The sequence below is a fragment of the Pseudomonas sp. RL_5y_Pfl2_73 genome, assembly GCF_963970515.1.
In the GTDB taxonomy this organism is placed as follows: Bacteria; Pseudomonadota; Gammaproteobacteria; order Pseudomonadales; family Pseudomonadaceae; genus Aquipseudomonas.
This window is the reverse complement of the sequence record NZ_CAXAPD010000021.1, coordinates 12,967-28,551: the sequence shown is the minus strand read 5'-3', so window position 1 is coordinate 28,551 and position 15,585 is coordinate 12,967. Positions and strand designations below refer to the sequence as shown.

Below are 15,585 nucleotides of genomic sequence, written 5' to 3'. Positions count from 1 at the left end.
TCAAGTGGGGTACGCTCGAACGCAGCCAGATGTTCAATCCAAGCAATGGAGTTCAGCATGGGGTATCAAAAGATTCAGGTTCCAGCCGTCGGTGACAAAATCACCGTCAATGCAGACCATTCTCTTAATGTTCCCGACAACCCGATCATCCCCTTCATCGAAGGCGACGGCATTGGCGTCGATATCAGTCCGGTCATGATCAAGGTTGTGGACGCTGCGGTTCAGAAGGCCTATGGCGGCAAGCGCAAGATTTCCTGGATGGAAGTCTACGCCGGTGAAAAAGCGACTCAGGTCTATGACCAGGACACCTGGCTACCCCAGGAAACCCTGGATGCGGTCAAGGATTACGTCGTTTCCATCAAGGGGCCGCTGACCACGCCGGTGGGCGGTGGTATCCGTTCGTTGAACGTGGCGCTGCGCCAGCAGCTCGACCTGTACGTGTGCCTGCGTCCAGTGCGCTGGTTCGAAGGCGTGCCAAGCCCGGTCAAGAAGCCTGGCGACGTGGACATGACGATTTTCCGCGAGAACTCCGAGGACATCTACGCTGGCATCGAGTGGAAGGCCGGTTCGGCTGAAGCCACCAAGGTCATCAAGTTCCTGAAAGAAGAAATGGGCGTGACCAAGATCCGTTTCGACGAGGACTGCGGCATCGGCGTCAAGCCGGTTTCCAAGCAGGGCACCCAGCGCCTGGCTCGCAAGGCCTTGCAATATGTTGTCGACAACGACCGCGATTCGCTGACCATTGTGCATAAAGGCAACATCATGAAGTTCACCGAAGGTGCCTTCAAGGAATGGGCTTACGAAGTGGCGGCCGAGGAGTTCGGCGCGACCCTGCTCGACGGTGGGCCGTGGATGCAGTTCAAGAACCCGAAGACCGGCAAGAACGTCGTCGTCAAGGACGCCATCGCGGATGCCATGTTGCAGCAGATCCTGCTGCGTCCTGCTGAATATGACGTGATCGCCACCCTGAACCTGAACGGTGACTACCTGTCCGACGCCCTGGCGGCGGAAGTGGGTGGTATCGGTATTGCGCCAGGCGCCAACCTGTCCGACACCGTGGCGATGTTCGAAGCCACCCACGGTACCGCGCCCAAGTATGCCGGCAAGGACCAGGTCAACCCGGGCTCGCTGATCCTGTCGGCGGAAATGATGCTGCGTCACATGGGGTGGACCGAAGCGGCCGACCTGATCATCAAGGGCACCAATGGCGCAATTTCGGCCAAGACCGTGACCTATGACTTCGAACGCCTGATGGAGGGTGCCAAGCTGGTGTCGTCCTCAGGCTTCGGTGACGCTCTGATCTCGCATATGTAAGCGAATCGGCGCTCAGCGCGAATGCCCGGCTCGAGTGATCGAGCCGGGCATTTTCATTTGACCGGTGCGACGGCCGGTCAATGGGTCTCGGTGACCCTGACCTGGACAGGGATGGGCGTTTCTTCGACGGTGACAACCCTGATGTTGACCGCGTGCAGACCCTTGGGTCCCTGGATGACGTCGAACGTTACCGGCTGTCCGGCCTTCAGGGTTTTATAGCCTTCCATGTTGATGGCCGAGTAATGGGCGAAAAGGTCTTCATCATCCCTGCCGGCCGCAATAATGAAGCCGTAGCCCTTGGCATTGTTGAACCACTTTACCTTGCCATTCATCTTCACAACCGACATAACCCATTTCCCTCTGCAACGCACTCCATCACTGGAGTATCATCCAGTCCATCCGCAGGCTAATCTTGAAGCATAAGATAGATTCCACGGACCTTTTTAACCCGCGATGGGCTCTATTGGTTGTAACACCGTTTTACCGATAGTCAAGGTGACCGGGTGGTCGTGGTTGAAATCGCCCACAAACGCCCCCATCACTGTATTCGCCAACTAAACGAACCTTTCTTTCCATGCATGCAGTCAGCCAGATTCGACTAACATTCAATCAGGATCGCCCGGATTTACACGACGACGATTCCTCGGGCATTGCTGTTCAGGAAGCAAAGCCCGCATTACAGGCACCGCCGATGTACAAGGTGGTTTTGTTCAACGATGACTACACACCGATGGATTTCGTCGTCGAAGTGCTCGAGGTGTTTTTTAACCTGAATCGCGAGCTGGCGACCAAGGTCATGCTGGCCGTCCATACAGAGGGGCGGGCAGTATGTGGAGTGTTTACCCGCGACATCGCCGAGACGAAGGCCATGCAGGTCAACCAGTACGCCCGGGAAAGCCAGCATCCGCTACTCTGTGAAATCGAGAAGGACGGTTAACGCCGACCACTTGGGTATGAGGTGAAGCTATGTTAAACCGCGAGCTCGAAGTCACCCTCAATCTTGCCTTCAAGGAGGCTCGTTCGAAGCGTCATGAATTCATGACCGTCGAACACCTGCTGCTGGCCCTATTGGATAACGAGGCTGCCGCCACCGTTTTGCGTGCCTGCGGCGCGAACCTCGATAAACTCAAGCACGATCTGCAGGAGTTCATCGACTCCACCACGCCACTGATCCCCGTTCATGACGAGGATCGCGAAACCCAGCCAACCCTGGGCTTCCAGCGTGTCTTGCAGCGTGCTGTCTTCCATGTGCAGAGCTCGGGCAAGCGTGAAGTCACCGGTGCCAACGTGCTGGTTGCCATTTTCAGCGAGCAGGAAAGCCAGGCGGTGTTCCTGCTCAAGCAGCAGAGCGTTGCGCGTATCGATGTCGTCAACTACATCGCCCATGGCATCTCGAAGGTACCAGGGCATGGCGATCATTCCGAGGGTGAGCAGGATATGCAGGACGACGAGGGCGGTGAGTCTTCTTCTTCAGGCAACCCATTGGATGCTTATGCCAGCAACCTGAACGAGCTGGCGCGTCAGGGACGTATCGACCCGCTGGTCGGGCGCGAAGCGGAAGTCGAGCGTGTTGCCCAGATCCTGGCTCGGCGTCGCAAGAACAACCCATTGCTGGTGGGCGAGGCGGGCGTAGGCAAGACCGCAATCGCCGAAGGTCTGGCCAAGCGCATCGTCGACAACCAAGTGCCAGACCTGCTGGCCAACAGCGTGGTGTATTCCCTCGACCTGGGGGCCTTGCTGGCCGGTACCAAGTACCGCGGTGATTTCGAGAAACGCTTCAAGGCGTTGCTCGGCGAGTTGAAAAAACGTCCGCAAGCGATTCTGTTCATCGACGAAATCCACACCATTATTGGTGCCGGGGCGGCGTCGGGTGGCGTCATGGATGCGTCGAACCTGCTCAAGCCCTTGCTGTCATCGGGTGATATCCGGTGCATCGGCTCGACCACGTTCCAGGAATTTCGCGGGATCTTCGAGAAGGACCGTGCCCTGGCCCGGCGCTTCCAGAAGGTCGATGTGTCGGAACCTTCGGTGGAAGACACCATTGGCATCCTGCGCGGCCTGAAGGGGCGTTTCGAGTTGCACCACAACATCGAGTACAGCGATGAAGCCCTGCGCGCGGCGGCTGAGCTGGCCTCGCGCTACATCAACGATCGGCATATGCCGGACAAGGCCATCGACGTCATCGACGAAGCGGGTGCCTACCAGCGCCTGCAACCGGTGGAGAAACGCGTCAAGCGCATCGAAGTGCCTCAGGTTGAGGACATCGTGGCGAAAATCGCGCGTATTCCGCCTAAACACGTCACCAGTTCCGATAAGGAGTTGCTGCGTAACCTGGAGCGTGACCTGAAGCTGACGGTGTTCGGCCAGGATGCGGCCATCGACTCGCTGTCGACCGCCATCAAGCTGTCCCGCGCCGGTCTCAAGTCGCCGGATAAACCAGTGGGTTCGTTCCTGTTTGCCGGTCCGACCGGTGTCGGCAAGACCGAGGCAGCACGGCAACTGGCCAAGGCAATGGGTATCGAGCTGGTTCGCTTCGACATGTCCGAGTACATGGAGCGCCACACCGTATCGCGTCTGATCGGTGCGCCTCCAGGCTATGTCGGTTTCGACCAGGGCGGCCTGTTGACCGAAGCCATCACCAAGCAGCCACACTGCGTATTGTTGCTCGACGAAATCGAGAAGGCGCATCCGGAAGTCTTCAACTTGCTCCTGCAGGTCATGGACCACGGTACGCTCACCGATAACAACGGGCGCAAGGCGGACTTCCGCAACGTGATCGTCATCATGACCACGAATGCTGGTGCCGAAACCGCAGCTCGCGCTTCGATCGGTTTCACCCATCAGGACCACTCGTCCGATGCGATGGAAGTGATCAAAAAGAGCTTTACGCCTGAATTCCGCAACCGCCTGGACACCATTATCCAGTTTGGTCGCCTCAGCCATGAGGTTATCAAGAGCGTGGTGGACAAGTTCCTTACCGAACTTCAAGCGCAGCTCGAAGACAAGCGTGTATTGCTGGAAGTCACCGATGCGGCCCGCAGTTGGCTGGCAGAAGGTGGTTACGATGTGACGATGGGCGCGCGGCCGATGGCTCGCTTGATCCAGGACAAAATCAAGCGTCCACTGGCCGAGGAGATCCTCTTTGGCGAACTGGCCGAACATGGCGGTGTGGTGCACATCGACATCAAGGACGGCGAGCTGACCTTCGACTTCGAAACCACAGCCGAAATGGCCTGATCGATAGCTGCAACAAAGCAAAAGGCGCCGCAAGGCGCCTTTTTGCTGGCTTCAGAAAACGCCGACCTCCTGTGGGAGCGGGCTTGCTCGCGAATGCGGTGGCACATTCAGCATGTGAGCAAGCTGACCCGTCGTCTTCGCGAGCAAGCCCGCTCCCACAGTTTGTCTTGGGCAGGGCACAAGATTGAGTTTCCCCGCCAATTCCCACAAACAAAAACGCCCGGCATCAGCCGGGCGTTTTGTATTGACTTGTTAGCGAGCGCGGTAAGTGATGCGCCCTTTGCTCAAGTCATAGGGCGTCAGCTCGACGCGCACTTTGTCACCGGTAAGAATACGAATGTAATTCTTGCGCATCTTGCCGGAGATATGCGCGGTTACGACGTGCCCATTTTCCAACTCCACACGAAACATGGTGTTGGGCAGGGTGTCGACGACAGTGCCTTCCATTTCGAAGCTGTCTTCTTTCGACATGCAGTAAAGCCCTCGGTATCCAGTGAATGGCCCGGTGCAACTGCGCCAGGCAAAAGCGGCGTGCATTGTGCCCGAAAAAGGGGGTTCAAGCCAAGGGGTTCTAGCTTTTAAGCCGAAGGGTTCTAACTCAGGACAACCCACCGCTGGTTAATCAGCAGTTCAATGGGGCGATATTGGGTCTTGTAGTTCATTTTCTTGCAGTTCTTGATCCAGTAGCCCAGGTACACCGCTTCCAGTTCCAGGCGCTGGGCTTCGTTGATTTGCCAGAGGATGGCAAACCGCCCCAGGCTGCGCCGTTCTTCGTCCGGCTCGTAGAAGGTGTACACCGCCGAAAGCCCGTTGGGCAGCAGGTCCGTGACGGCGATGGCGACCAGTCGTCCGTCCAGTCGGAACTCGTAGAACCGGGAAAACGGCAAGTCACGCACCAGGAAGGTCGTGAACTGATCCCGACTGGGCGGGTACATGTCGCCATCGGCATGGCGTTGTTCGATATAGCGCTGGTACAGGTCGAAATATTCTTCGGTGAACTGCGGCTTGGCCGGGCGGACCTGAAGGTCGGCGTTGCGCTTGAAAATGCGTTTCTGCTGGCGATTGGGCAAAAATTGCGCCACAGGGATGCGCGCCGGGACGCAGGCGTTGCAATGCTGGCAATGGGGCCGGTAGAGGTGGTCGCCGCTACGACGAAAGCCCATTTCCGACAGGTCTGCGTAGACATGCACATCCATGGGCTGGCTAGGGTCGAGGAACAGCGTCGTGGCCTGTTCCTCCGGCAGGTAACTGCAAGAGTGGGGCTGAGTGGCATAGAACTTCAAGCGCGCCAACTCGGTCATGATCAACCCTCGGATAAGCTTTTAGATTTAAGTGTAAGCCACGAGCGCGAATGTCGCTCAGCAAACCCAGGTTGCGTGGTTGGGTTGATCCAGGTGGGCCTTGAGATAGCCCGCAAATTCAGTTCGTGGAATCGAGCGGGCGCCCAGGCTGTGCAGATGTTCGGTGGGCATCTGGCAGTCGATCATCACGAAGTCGGCGGCCTTGAGGTGTTGGACCAAGGTGGTGAAGCCCAATTTCGAGGCATTATCGGCCCGGCTGAACATTGATTCGCCAAAAAACAGCTGCCCCATGGCCAAGCCATACAGGCCGCCCACCAACGCCCCTTGGTCCCACACTTCCACCGAATGGGCGAAACCGCGTCGGTGCAGTTCCAGATAAGCGGTTTGCATGGCGTCGGTGATCCAGGTGCTCTCGGCATAGTCTCGCGGCGCGGCGCAGCCCTGGATGACCGCCGCAAAATCCCGATCGAACGTCACTTCATAGCGCTGCTTGCGCAGCAGTTTACCCAGGCTGCGGGAGACGTGCAGTTCGTCGGGAAATAACACCGTGCGTGGGTCCGGCGACCACCAGAGGATCGGTTGCCCCTCGGAAAACCATGGGAAGCAGCCGTGGCGATAGGCCTGGATCAGCCTGTCGGCGGATAGATCACCACCAGCGGCCAATAACCCATTGGGTTCGCGCATGGCTTTTGCCAGTGGCGGGAACTCGAAGGTGTTGCGTTGTAACCAGGTCAGCATGGGTATCCGGCTTAAGTAGAAGGGGAGGGCGGCAGGTGGCGGGCCTCGTCCATCGGCGAGCGCCCGCCTGGAAGGTTAACCGTCAAGCGGCAGGGATGTCATCGAGATACTTCTCTGCGTCGAGAGCGGCCATGCAGCCGGCACCGGCGGAGGTGATCGCCTGGCGATAGACGTGGTCGGCCACATCGCCAGCGGCGAACGCGCCTGCGATATCGGTCGCGGTGGCGTTGCCTTCGCTGCCGCCGCGTACGAGCAGGTAGCCGTCACGCATCTTCAACTGGCCTTGGAACAGCTCGGTATTGGGTTTATGGCCGATGGCAATGAACACCCCGACCAGGGACAGGGTGCTGGTTTGGCCGGTCTCGCTGTGCCGCAGGCGCGCGCCCGTCACGCCGCTGGCGTCGCCCAGGACTTCATCCAGGTTCTGGTTCCAGTGCAGCTTGATATTGCCGCTGGCGGCCTTTTCGAAGAGTTTGTCCTGCAGGATCTTCTCTGAACGCAGCTTGTCGCGACGGTGGATCAGGTGTACTTCCCGGGCGATATTCGACAGATACAGGGCTTCCTCGACCGCGGTATTGCCGCCGCCGACCACGGCCACCACCTGGTTGCGATAGAAGAATCCGTCGCAGGTCGCACACGCCGAAACCCCTTTGCCGGCGAAGCTGTCTTCCGAAGGCAGCCCCAAGTACTGGGCCGAGGCGCCGGTGGCAATGATCAGCGCATCGCAAGTGTAGGTGCCGCTGTCGCCAATCAATTCGAACGGGCGCTGTTGCAACTTGGCGGTGTGGACGTGGTCGTAGACGATCTGCGTGTCGAAGCGCTCGGCGTGCCGTTGCATGCGCTCCATCAGTACCGGGCCCGTCAGGCCTTCGACATCGCCGGGCCAGTTGTCGACTTCCACCGTGGTGGTGAGCTGGCCACCGGCCTGCAGTCCGGTAATGACAACGGGTTTGAGGTTGGCACGGGCGGCATAGACGGCAGCGCTGTACCCTGCTGGGCCGGAACCGAGAATGATCAGGCGTGAATGCTTCACTTCACTCATAAAAACACCTCATAAGCCTTTGTCACAAAAGAGAATGCATGGTCCAATTAGCGCGTGTGCACCCTGTATCCGGCTATGCTGTCAGGCAATGCCTTGGCGCGGACAAACCCGTACAATGCTTGAGTTTTGAACGCGGGATGGGCTAAAGATCAAATCTTCGGCGATCCCTACGGTTTTCTGGATGCGCCCCACAGTGGTAAAAGTAGTACCGGTTGTGCACATTCACTTTTTTACCTGCTCGTCATGAGCAGTTTTTTATAGTCATTCAACAGATGGACGCGCCGTTGGCGCAGGAAAAGAAGCGTTTTGAAGAAATCCACCGCAGCACCCAAACCAGTCGTTCCGCTCTGGCGCCAGCAATTGCACTACCGGCTCAAGGAAGGTGCGTTGATCGCCATCGGTGCCCTGTGCCTGTTCCTGATGATGGCCCTGCTGACCTACGGCAGGGACGACCCGGGCTGGAGCCATAACAGCAAAATCGACGACGTGCAGAATTTTGGCGGACCGGCCGGCTCCTACAGCGCCGACATCCTGTTCATGGTGCTGGGTTATTTCGCCTACATCTTCCCACTGTTGCTGGCGATCAAGGCCTACCAGATCTTCCGCCAGCGTCACGAGCCGTGGCAGTGGAGCGGCTGGCTGTTCTCCTGGCGCCTGATCGGTCTGGTGTTCCTGGTGTTGTCGGGGGCCGCGCTGGCCCATATCCATTTCCATGCGCCCACCGGTTTGCCGGCCGGGGCGGGCGGTGCGCTGGGCGAAAGCCTCGGCGACCTGGCCAGGAACGCCCTGAACATCCAGGGCAGCACGCTGCTGTTCATCGCCCTGTTCCTGTTCGGCCTGACAGTGTTCACCGACCTGTCCTGGTTCAAAGTCATGGACATCACCGGCAAAATCACCCTCGACCTGATCGAACTGATCCAGGGCGCCATGAATCGCTGGTGGGCGGCACGCACCGAGCGTAAGCAACTGGTGGCGCAACTGCGCGACGTCGACGACCGGGTCCATGACGTGGTAGCCCCGACGACGCCAGACAAGCGCGAGCAGGCCAAGGTCAAGGAGCGCCTGATCGAGCGTGAGCAGGCGTTGAGCAAGCACATGTCCGATCGCGAGAAGCTGGTGCCGCCGGTTATCACCATGGCCCCGGCTAAGCCACCCGAGCAAAGCAAGCGCGTACAGAAAGAGAAACAGGCGCCGCTGTTCGTCGACAGCGCGGTGGAAGGCACCTTGCCGCCAATCTCGATCCTGGACCCGGCCGAGAAGAAACAACTCAACTATTCCCCTGAATCCCTGGCGGCCGTCGGCCATTTGCTGGAGATCAAGCTCAAGGAATTCGGCGTCGAGGTCTCGGTGGACTCGATCCACCCGGGCCCGGTCATTACCCGCTACGAAATCCAGCCGGCCGCCGGCGTGAAGGTCAGCCGCATCGCCAACCTCGCGAAGGACCTGGCGCGTTCCCTGGCCGTGACCAGCGTGCGGGTGGTGGAAGTGATTCCTGGCAAGACCACCGTGGGCATCGAGATCCCCAACGAAGACCGGCAGATCGTGCGCTTCTCCGAAGTGCTTTCGACGCCTGAGTATGACAACCACAAGTCGCCGGTCACTCTGGCCCTGGGCCACGACATCGGCGGCAAGCCGGTCATTACTGACCTGGCGAAAATGCCCCACCTGCTGGTGGCCGGTACCACCGGTTCCGGTAAGTCGGTGGGCGTGAACGCGATGATCCTGTCGATCCTGTTCAAGTCCGGCCCGGAAGACGCCAAGCTGATCATGATCGACCCGAAAATGCTCGAGCTGTCGATCTACGAGGGCATTCCGCACCTGCTGTGCCCGGTGGTCACCGACATGAAGGACGCCGCCAACGCCTTGCGCTGGAGCGTCGCCGAGATGGAGCGCCGCTACAAGCTGATGGCGAAGATGGGCGTGCGCAACCTGTCGGGCTTCAATGCCAAGGTCAAGGAAGCCGAAGAAGCCGGTACACCGTTGAGCGACCCGCTGTATCACCGCGAAAATATCCATGACGAAGCGCCGCTGCTGCACAAGCTGCCGACCATCGTGGTGGTGGTGGACGAATTCGCCGACATGATGATGATCGTTGGCAAGAAGGTCGAAGAGCTGATCGCCCGTATTGCCCAGAAGGCCCGTGCGGCTGGTATTCACCTGATCCTCGCCACACAGCGGCCGTCGGTGGATGTGATCACCGGCCTGATCAAGGCGAACATCCCGACCCGCATGGCGTTCCAGGTGTCGAGCAAGATCGATTCGCGGACCATCATCGACCAGGGTGGCGCCGAGCAGTTGCTTGGCCACGGTGACATGCTCTACATGCCGCCGGGCACGAGCCTGCCGATTCGTGTGCACGGCGCGTTCGTCTCCGACGACGAAGTGCACCGCGTGGTGGAAGCCTGGAAGCTGCGCGGCGCCCCTGAATACAACGACGACATCCTCAACGGTGTCGAAGAAGCTGGCAGCGGTTTCGAGGGTAGCAGTGGCGGCGGTGACGACGATGCTGAAACCGATGCGCTCTATGACGAAGCGGTGCAGTTCGTCCTGGAGAGCCGTCGGGCCTCGATTTCCGCCGTTCAGCGCAAGCTGAAGATTGGCTACAACCGCGCCGCCCGCATGATCGAAGCCATGGAAATGGCCGGGGTGGTGACGGCCATGAACACCAACGGCTCGCGCGAAGTACTGGCGCCGGGCCCGATGCGCGACTAACGACCCGGGCGGCCTGCTGAAGCGCCGCTCGACCCCCACGACTTCATGAGGACTCCCATGCGCCTGATTCGCATGTTGCTGTTGCCCGTACTGGCCCTGACCACCTTGTCGGCCCACGCCGATGAAAAGGACGTGGCCCGCCTGACCCAGTTGCTGGAGCGCTCCCAGACCCTGACCGCACGTTTCTCCCAACTGACCCTCGACGGCGGCGGCACCCAGTTGCAGGAAACCGCCGGCGACATGGCCCTGCAGCGTCCGGGCCTGTTCTACTGGCACACCGATGCGCCAGCCGAACAACTGATGGTCTCCGATGGCAAGAAAGTCTCCCTGTGGGATCCGGACCTGGAGCAGGTCACCATCAAGACCCTCGACCAGCGCCTGACCCAGACGCCGGCGCTGCTGCTCTCGGGCGACATCTCCAAGATTGGCCAGAGCTTCGACATCAGTGCCAAGGAAGCCGGTGGCGTGATTGACTTCACCCTCAAGCCCAAGACCAAGGACAGCCTGTTCGACAGCCTGCGCCTGTCGTTCCGTAACGGCCTGGTCAACGACATGCAACTGATCGACAGTGTCGGCCAGCGCACCAATATCCTGTTCACCGGGGTCAAGGCCAACGAGCCGATCGCCGCGTCCAAGTTCAAGTTCGAAATCCCCAAGGGGGCGGACGTGATCCAGGAGTAACCCAAGGCCCCTGTGGGAAAAGGTCTGTGGGAGCAAGGCTTGCCCGCGATTGCATCGCCTCGGTCCGCCAGATGCACCGAGGTGCCTGTATCGCGGGCAAACCTTGCCCCCACAGATCTGCTCCGGCAGAGATCATCGGCACCAGGATTCAGCGGAGGTTGCATAAGTTGTGATGGACCTGTTTCGAAGCGCCCCGATTGCCCAGCCATTGGCCGCCCGCCTGCGTGCGACCAACCTGGATGAGTACGTCGGCCAGGAACATGTGCTCGCCCGCGGCAAACCTCTGCGCGAGGCCTTGGAGCAGGGTGCGTTGCATTCGATGATCTTCTGGGGGCCGCCGGGCGTGGGCAAGACCACCCTGGCGCGACTGCTGGCGGAAGTCTCGGATGCCCACTTCGAAACGGTGTCGGCGGTGCTGGCCGGGGTCAAGGAAATCCGCCAAGCGGTGGAAGTGGCCAAGCAGCAGGCCGGGCAATACGGCAAGCGCACGATCCTGTTCGTCGACGAAGTCCACCGCTTCAACAAGTCCCAACAGGACGCATTCCTGCCCTACGTCGAAGACGGCACGCTGATTTTCATCGGTGCGACCACCGAAAACCCCTCGTTCGAACTCAACAACGCCTTGCTGTCACGGGCGCGGGTCTATGTGCTCAAGAGCCTCGACGAGGCGGCGATGCGCAAGCTGGTGCATCGCGCGCTGACTGAGGAACGTGGCCTGGGCAAGCGGCATTTGAGCCTCAGCGATGAAGGCTTCCAGATCCTGTTCTCAGCCGCCGATGGTGATGGTCGACGCTTGCTCAACCTGCTGGAAAACGCCTCGGACCTGGCCGAAGACAACAGCGAGATCGACGTCGAGCTGCTGCAAAGCCTGTTGGGCGACACCCGCCGACGCTTCGACAAGGGCGGCGAGGCCTTCTACGACCAGATTTCGGCGCTGCACAAATCCATCCGCGGCTCCAACCCTGACGCGGCCTTGTATTGGTTCGCGCGCATGATCGACGGCGGTTGTGATCCGTTGTACCTGGCGCGGCGGGTGGTGCGCATGGCCAGCGAAGACATCGGCAATGCCGACCCGCGGGCCCTGAGCCTGTGCCTGGCGGCCTGGGACGTGCAGGAGCGCCTCGGCAGCCCGGAGGGCGAGCTTGCCGTGGCCCAGGCGATCACGTATCTGGCGTGCGCGCCGAAAAGCAATGCCGTGTACATGGGCTTTAAGGCGGCGATGCGCAGCGCCGCCGAGCACGGGTCCCTCGAGGTGCCGCTGCACCTGCGCAACGCGCCGACCAAGCTCATGAAGCAGCTGGGCTACGGCGAAGAATACCGTTACGCCCATGACGAGCCGGACGCCTATGCCGCCGGTGAAGACTATTTTCCTGATGCGCTCGAACCCCAGCGCTTCTATCAGCCGGTGCCCCGTGGCCTGGAGCTGAAGATCGGCGAGAAGCTCAACCACTTGGCGCAACTGGACCGCTTGAGTCCACGGCAACGGAGAATACCTTGATCCCCTTGATTCTTGCAGTTTGCGCCGGTGGCGTTGCGGGTACGTTGGTGCGCTTCGCGACCGGCAACTGGATCAACGCAAATTGGCCGCGGCACTTCTATACCGCGACGCTGACCGTTAATATCGTGGGCTGTCTGCTGATCGGTGTTCTATACGGTCTGTTTTTGATGCGCCCGGAAGCGCCGATCGAGGTGCGTGCGGGCCTGATCGTCGGCTTTCTTGGCAGCCTGACGACCTTTTCATCCTTTTCACTGGATACGGTGCGCCTGCTGGAAAGCGGGCAAGTGCCGCTGGCCCTGGGCTATGCGGCCATCAGCGTATTCGGCGGGCTGCTCGCTACCTGGGCTGGCCTGTCCTTGACCAAACTTTGATAACGAGAGACCGACATGCTCGATTCCAAACTGTTACGTAGCAACCTTCAGGACGTAGCGGACCGCCTGGCTTCCCGTGGCTTTGCCCTGGACGTCGCGCGCATCGAAGCGCTGGAAGAACAGCGCAAGACCGTCCAGACCCGCACCGAAGCCCTGCAGGCTGAACGTAACGCGCGCTCCAAGTCCATCGGCCAGGCCAAGCAACGCGGTGAAGACATCGCGCCGCTGATGGCCGATGTCGAGCGCATGGCGGGCGAATTGAGCGCCGGCAAGGTCGAGCTGGACGCGATCCAGACCGAATTGGATTCGATCCTGCTGGGCATCCCGAACCTGCCTCACGAGTCGGTACCCGTCGGTGAAGACGAAGAGGGCAACGTCGAAGTACGCCGGTGGGGCACGCCGAAAGCCTTCGATTTCCCCGTGCAGGACCACGTGGCCCTGGGTGAGAAATTCGGCTGGCTGGACTTTGAAACCGCCGCCAAGCTGTCGGGTGCCCGTTTTGCCTTGCTGCGCGGGCCGATTGCCCGTCTGCACCGGGCCCTGGCGCAGTTCATGATCAACCTGCACGTCACCGAGCACGGCTACGAAGAGGCCTACACACCGTACCTGGTCCAGGCCCCGGCCCTGCAAGGCACTGGCCAGTTGCCGAAGTTCGAGGAAGACCTGTTCAAGATCAGCCGCGAAGGCGAGGCCGACCTGTACCTGATCCCAACTGCCGAAGTGTCGCTGACCAACATCGTGGCCGGCGAAATCATCGATGCCAAGCAACTGCCGATCAAATTCGTCGCCCACACGCCGTGCTTCCGCAGTGAAGCCGGGGCGTCGGGCCGTGACACCCGTGGCATGATCCGCCAACACCAGTTTGACAAGGTCGAGATGGTGCAGATCGTCGAGCCGTCGGTGTCCATGGAAGCATTGGAAGGCCTGACCGCCAACGCCGAGAAAGTCCTGCAAATGCTGGAGCTGCCGTATCGCACCCTGGCGCTGTGCACCGGTGACATGGGCTTTAGTGCGGTCAAGACCTACGACCTGGAAGTCTGGATCCCGAGCCAGGACAAGTACCGCGAGATTTCCTCGTGCTCCAACTGTGGCGACTTCCAGGCGCGGCGCATGCAGGCGCGTTTCCGCAACCCGGAAACCGGCAAGCCGGAACTGGTCCACACCCTCAATGGCTCCGGCCTGGCGGTGGGTCGTACCCTGGTGGCCGTGCTGGAAAACTACCAGCAGGCCGACGGTTCGATCCGTGTGCCCGAGGTGTTGAAGCCCTACATGGGCGGCATCGAGGTCATCGGCTAAATGGACTATTTGCCACTGTTCCACAACCTGCGCGGCAGCCGCGTGCTGGTGGTCGGCGGCGGGGAGATTGCCTTGCGCAAGTCCCGCCTGCTGGCCGATGCCGGCGCGTTGCTGCGGGTGGTCGCACCCGACATCGAACCGCAGTTGCGGGAACTGGTCAGTGGCAGCGGCGGTGAATGCATCCTGCGTGGTTACGTCGAAGCGGACCTGGACGGCTGCGGTTTGGTCATCGCCGCCACCGACGACGAACCGCTCAATGCCCAGGTCTCGGCCGATGCTCATAAGCGTTGCGTGCCGGTCAACGTGGTGGACGCGCCAGCCCTGTGCAGCGTGATCTTCCCAGCGATTGTCGACCGCTCACCCTTGGTGATCGCGGTGTCCAGCGGTGGCGACGCGCCGGTGCTGGCGCGGCTGATCCGGGCCAAGCTGGAAACCTGGATTCCGTCGACCTACGGGCAACTGGCCGGGCTGGCGGCGCGTTTTCGCGGCCAGGTCAAAGGTTTGTTTCCCGACGTGCAGCAACGACGGGCGTTCTGGGAGGACGTGTTCCAGGGCCCTATCGCCGATCGGCAACTGGCCGGGCAGGGGGCTGAAGCCGAGCGCCTGCTGCGGGACAAGATCGACGGCCAGGCGCCGAACGCGTCGGGTGAAGTTTATCTGGTGGGGGCCGGGCCGGGTGATCCGGACCTGCTGACCTTCCGCGCCTTGCGCTTGATGCAGCAGGCGGACGTGGTGTTGTACGACCGCCTGGTGGCACCGGCAATCCTGGAACTGTGCCGGCGCGACGCCGAACGGATCTACGTCGGCAAGCGCCGCTCCGAACACGCGGTCCCCCAGGATCAGATCAATCAGCAATTGGTCGACCTGGCCCGTCAGGGCAAGCGCGTGGTGCGGTTGAAAGGCGGCGACCCGTTCATCTTTGGTCGTGGCGGCGAAGAGATTGAGGAACTGGCAGCCCATGGCATCCCGTTCCAGGTCGTCCCAGGCATCACCGCGGCCAGTGGTTGCGCGGCCTACGCCGGGATCCCGCTGACCCATCGCGATTACGCTCAATCGGTGCGTTTCATCACCGGCCATCTCAAGGACGGCACCAGCGACTTGCCATGGGCCGACCTGGTGTCCCCGGCCCAGACGCTGGTGTTCTACATGGGCTTGGTCGGCCTGCCGATGATCTGCAGCGAGCTGATCAGGCATGGCCGTGCGGCGGATACGCCAGCGGCGTTGATCCAGCAGGGCACGACGTCCAATCAGCGGGTCTTTACCGGCACTTTGGCGGACTTGCCACGGCTGGTGGCCGAGCACGAAGTGCATGCGCCGACCCTGGTGATTGTCGGGGAAGTGGTGCAACTGCGCGAGAAACTGGCATGGTTTGAAGGGGCTCAGGGGCAGGTCTGA

14 protein-coding genes are annotated in these 15,585 nt (G+C 60.7%); 9 read left to right on the top strand and 5 right to left on the bottom strand.

The features are described from left to right. Positions 1-57: 57 nt before the first annotated feature. On the top strand, positions 58-1,314 hold the full coding sequence (icd, locus tag AACY42_RS19730; RefSeq protein ID WP_018609234.1) for an NADP-dependent isocitrate dehydrogenase: 1,257 nt from the start codon (positions 58-60) through the stop codon (positions 1,312-1,314). 77 nt (positions 1,315-1,391) lie between these two features. Here the strand turns inward: icd and AACY42_RS19725 are convergent, their stop codons facing one another. Then, positions 1,392-1,661, bottom strand: a complete 270-nt coding sequence (locus tag AACY42_RS19725; protein WP_445261523.1) for a cold shock domain-containing protein — start codon at positions 1,659-1,661, stop codon at positions 1,392-1,394. Between the two features lie 227 nt (positions 1,662-1,888). On the opposite strand from AACY42_RS19725, the gene clpS reads away from it, so the two are divergent. Both clpS and clpA read left to right on the top strand, forming a co-directional pair. Further along, positions 1,889-2,251, top strand: a complete 363-nt coding sequence (gene clpS, locus AACY42_RS19720; RefSeq protein WP_339481771.1) for an ATP-dependent Clp protease adapter ClpS — start codon at positions 1,889-1,891, stop codon at positions 2,249-2,251. Between the two features lie 29 nt (positions 2,252-2,280). Then, the gene (gene clpA, locus AACY42_RS19715; protein WP_024616766.1) at positions 2,281-4,551 is read left to right on the top strand and encodes an ATP-dependent Clp protease ATP-binding subunit ClpA; all 2,271 of its coding nucleotides are present in this window, start codon (positions 2,281-2,283) and stop codon (positions 4,549-4,551) included. A gap of 252 nt (positions 4,552-4,803) precedes the next feature. Here the strand turns inward: clpA and infA are convergent, their stop codons facing one another. The 4 genes from infA to trxB all read right to left on the bottom strand — a co-directional run bounded on the left by infA (position 4,804) and on the right by trxB (position 7,632). Then, entirely contained in the window at positions 4,804-5,022 is a 219-nt protein-coding gene (gene infA, locus AACY42_RS19710) for a translation initiation factor IF-1 (RefSeq protein ID WP_002553999.1), read from the bottom strand. A 122-nt stretch (positions 5,023-5,144) separates the two neighbouring features. Continuing rightward, the gene (locus tag AACY42_RS19705; RefSeq protein ID WP_339481769.1) at positions 5,145-5,852 is read right to left on the bottom strand and encodes an arginyltransferase; all 708 of its coding nucleotides are present in this window, start codon (positions 5,850-5,852) and stop codon (positions 5,145-5,147) included. A gap of 57 nt (positions 5,853-5,909) precedes the next feature. Beyond that, the gene (aat, locus tag AACY42_RS19700) at positions 5,910-6,590 is read right to left on the bottom strand and encodes a leucyl/phenylalanyl-tRNA--protein transferase (RefSeq protein WP_339481768.1); all 681 of its coding nucleotides are present in this window, start codon (positions 6,588-6,590) and stop codon (positions 5,910-5,912) included. 82 nt (positions 6,591-6,672) lie between these two features. Further along, a complete protein-coding gene (trxB, locus tag AACY42_RS19695) occupies positions 6,673-7,632 on the bottom strand; it encodes a thioredoxin-disulfide reductase (RefSeq protein WP_339481767.1) in 960 nt (319 codons plus the stop codon). A 306-nt stretch (positions 7,633-7,938) separates the two neighbouring features. Here trxB and AACY42_RS19690 point away from each other — a divergent pair, with 306 nt between their 5' ends. The 6 genes from AACY42_RS19690 to cysG all read left to right on the top strand — a co-directional run bounded on the left by AACY42_RS19690 (position 7,939) and on the right by cysG (position 15,585). Then, the gene (locus AACY42_RS19690; protein ID WP_339481765.1) at positions 7,939-10,344 is read left to right on the top strand and encodes a DNA translocase FtsK; all 2,406 of its coding nucleotides are present in this window, start codon (positions 7,939-7,941) and stop codon (positions 10,342-10,344) included. Between the two features lie 57 nt (positions 10,345-10,401). Further along, entirely contained in the window at positions 10,402-11,025 is a 624-nt protein-coding gene (lolA, locus tag AACY42_RS19685; RefSeq protein ID WP_339481764.1) for an outer membrane lipoprotein chaperone LolA, read from the top strand. Between the two features lie 172 nt (positions 11,026-11,197). Beyond that, positions 11,198-12,523 (top strand): replication-associated recombination protein A, encoded by a 1,326-nt coding sequence (locus tag AACY42_RS19680; protein WP_339481763.1) that lies wholly within the window; start codon positions 11,198-11,200, stop codon positions 12,521-12,523. Continuing rightward, positions 12,520-12,894 carry a fluoride efflux transporter CrcB gene (crcB, locus tag AACY42_RS19675; RefSeq protein ID WP_339481762.1) on the top strand — a complete coding sequence of 125 codons (375 nt, stop codon included), beginning with the start codon at positions 12,520-12,522 and terminating at the stop codon, positions 12,892-12,894. Before AACY42_RS19680 ends, crcB begins: the two co-directional genes overlap by 4 nt. 15 nt (positions 12,895-12,909) lie before the next feature. Next, on the top strand, positions 12,910-14,190 hold the full coding sequence (gene serS / locus AACY42_RS19670; protein ID WP_339481761.1) for a serine--tRNA ligase: 1,281 nt from the start codon (positions 12,910-12,912) through the stop codon (positions 14,188-14,190). Then, the gene (gene cysG / locus AACY42_RS19665; protein WP_339481760.1) at positions 14,191-15,585 is read left to right on the top strand and encodes a siroheme synthase CysG; all 1,395 of its coding nucleotides are present in this window, start codon (positions 14,191-14,193) and stop codon (positions 15,583-15,585) included.